This window comes from Kiloniella antarctica (genome assembly GCF_042682825.1).
GTDB classification, from domain to species: domain Bacteria; phylum Pseudomonadota; class Alphaproteobacteria; order Kiloniellales; family Kiloniellaceae; genus Kiloniella; species Kiloniella antarctica.
The window spans coordinates 2,501-5,218 of the sequence record NZ_JBHUII010000014.1; the positions used below are offsets into that span (position 1 = coordinate 2,501).

A 2,718-nucleotide genomic window follows, 5' to 3' on the forward strand; every position below is an offset into this window, starting at 1 on the left:
CTGGTTCACTATCGGTCGTATAGGAGTATTTAGGCTTGGAGGATGGTCCCCCCATATTCAGACAGAATTTCACGTGTTCCGCCCTACTCAAGGACCCTAAGACTTTTTACCCGTACGGGGCTATCACCCACTATGGCCAAGCTTTCCAGCTTGTTCCGGTTTTTATCTTAAGGCCACTGGCCTGATCCGCGTTCGCTCGCCACTACTAACGGAATCTCGGTTGATGTCTTTTCCTCCGGCTACTTAGATGTTTCAGTTCGCCGGGTTTGCCTCGTTATCCTATGTATTCAGATAACGATAACCCTAAAGGGTTGGGTCTCCCCATTCAGAAATCCACGGATCAAAGGTTGCTCTCACCTCCCCGTAGCTTATCGCAGAGTGCTACGTCTTTCATCGCCTCTATACGCCAAGGCATCCACCAGATGCTCTTAAAGCGCTTGATCGAAATCACCCTAACACACGCAGAGATAAATCAATGACTTATCGCTACACGCGCTAAAGATCAGATCGTATTCAAGACCAAATTCATACATATCAACAATGTCAAACAACAACCCGCCTATAGCGGGTATTCTCTAAAAGAGAATTACTTGTCTTTCCAGATAATATATGTCGCTAAACTTACCGTCACACCAAAACCTTGGGGTGACTGGTGGAGGCAGAGGGGATCGAACCCACGACCTATAGCTTGCAAAGCTACCGCTCTCCCAACTGAGCTATGCCCCCGTAAGTCACATAGTCTTTGACATACTTCACACTCCGTGCTCGTTTCCTCGCTTACGCTGCGGGCGACCACTTGGTCTTGCCTCACGTCGTTCGGAATGCAGTATTCAAAGAATAGCTTTCAGCATGTAACAGACACTTAGTAAAACGCCTGTCGTTGCTAACGACTGGTGGGCCTGGGAAGACTTGAACTTCCGACCTCACGCTTATCAAGCGCGCGCTCTAACCAACTGAGCTACAAGCCCGAAAAACTACCGCTCAATTTAACCAGCAAACTGTGCTCAATAAATGAACACAGTAAACTGGCTGCTTGCGACATTATCTGGAAAGGATACGAGAACGGCAGTTCATCGTAGTAGCTTGGTATTTTATAAGTAATTCCAAAAGGCGAACCCTTCGAAATCCTTAGAAAGGAGGTGATCCAGCCGCAGGTTCCCCTACGGCTACCTTGTTACGACTTCACCCCAGTCGCTGACCCTACCGTGGTCGGCTGCCTCCTTGCGGTTAGCGCACCGGCTTCGGGTAGAACCAACTCCCATGGTGTGACGGGCGGTGTGTACAAGGCCCGGGAACGTATTCACCGTAGCATGCTGATCTACGATTACTAGCGATTCCACCTTCATGCTCTCGAGTTGCAGAGAACAATCCGAACTGAGATAACTTTTGGAGATTAGCTTCGCCTCGCGACGTCGCTGCCCACTGTAGTTACCATTGTAGTACGTGTGTAGCCCAGCCCATAAGGGCCATGAGGACTTGACGTCATCCCCGCCTTCCTCCGGCTTATCACCGGCAGTCCCTCTAGAGTGCCCAACTAAATGCTGGCAACTAAAGGCAGGGGTTGCGCTCGTTGCGGGACTTAACCCAACATCTCACGACACGAGCTGACGACAGCCATGCAGCACCTGTATCCAATCCAGCCGAACTGAAGGAATCCATCTCTGGAAACCGCGATTGGTATGTCAAGGGCTGGTAAGGTTCTGCGCGTTGCTTCGAATTAAACCACATACTCCACCGCTTGTGCGGGCCCCCGTCAATTCCTTTGAGTTTTAATCTTGCGACCGTACTCCCCAGGCGGTGAACTTAAAACGTTAGCTCCGTCACCAAGATGCAAGCATCCTGACGACTAGTTCACATCGTTTACGGCGTGGACTACCAGGGTATCTAATCCTGTTTGCTCCCCACGCTTTCGTGCATCAGCGTCAGTATCGAGCCAGATAGCCGCCTTCGCCACTGGTGTTCTTCCTAATATCTACGAATTTCACCTCTACACTAGGAATTCCGCTATCCTCTCTCGATCTCTAGACTGCAAGTTATAAAGGCAGTTCCCAGGTTGAGCCCAGGCCTTTCACCTCTATCTTTGCAATCCGCCTACACACCCTTTACGCCCAGTAATTCCGAACAACGCTCGCACCCTTCGTATTACCGCGGCTGCTGGCACGAAGTTAGCCGGTGCTTCTTCTACTGCTACTGTCATCATCCTCACAGTTGAAAGAGTTTTACAACCCTAAGGCCTTCTTCACTCACGCGGCATGGCTGGATCAGGCTTGCGCCCATTGTCCAATATTCCCCACTGCTGCCTCCCGTAGGAGTCTGGGCCGTGTCTCAGTCCCAGTGTGGCTGATCATCCTCTCAGACCAGCTAAAGATCGTAGACTTGGTGAGCCATTACCTCACCAACTATCTAATCTTACGCGGGCTCATCATAGAGCAATAAATCTTTCCCCCGTAGGGCGTATGCGGTATTAGCATTCGTTTCCAAATGTTATCCCCCACTCCATGGTAGATTCCCACGCGTTACTCACCCGTGCGCCACTGTCCAATACCCGAAGGTACCTTCTCGTTCGACTTGCATGTGTTAAGCCTGCCGCCAGCGTTCGTTCTGAGCCAGGATCAAACTCTCAAGTTGACCTGACTTCCGTCTTAAGACAGAACTCAAATTTATTTACTGACTAGGTATAGTGTAACTTATTTCGAATAAGATACATAAACTAGCTAG

General features: G+C 50.0%; 2 tRNA genes and 2 rRNA genes (1 of these 4 running past the window's edge). All 4 read right to left on the reverse strand.

The window, feature by feature from the left end:
* Nucleotides 1–443: ribosomal RNA gene (locus tag ACFSKO_RS21030) — 23S ribosomal RNA — on the reverse strand (it extends 2,302 nt beyond the left edge of the window).
* A gap of 207 nt (nt 444–650) precedes the next feature.
* Nucleotides 651–726, reverse strand: a tRNA-Ala gene (locus ACFSKO_RS21035).
* A gap of 165 nt (nt 727–891) precedes the next feature.
* Nucleotides 892–968, reverse strand: a tRNA-Ile gene (locus ACFSKO_RS21040).
* A 164-nt stretch (nt 969–1,132) separates the two neighbouring features.
* A 16S ribosomal RNA gene (locus ACFSKO_RS21045) occupies nt 1,133–2,628 on the reverse strand.
* Together the 16S and 23S rRNA genes with 2 tRNA genes alongside form the textbook arrangement of a ribosomal RNA operon.
* Nucleotides 2,629–2,718 lie beyond the last annotated feature (90 nt).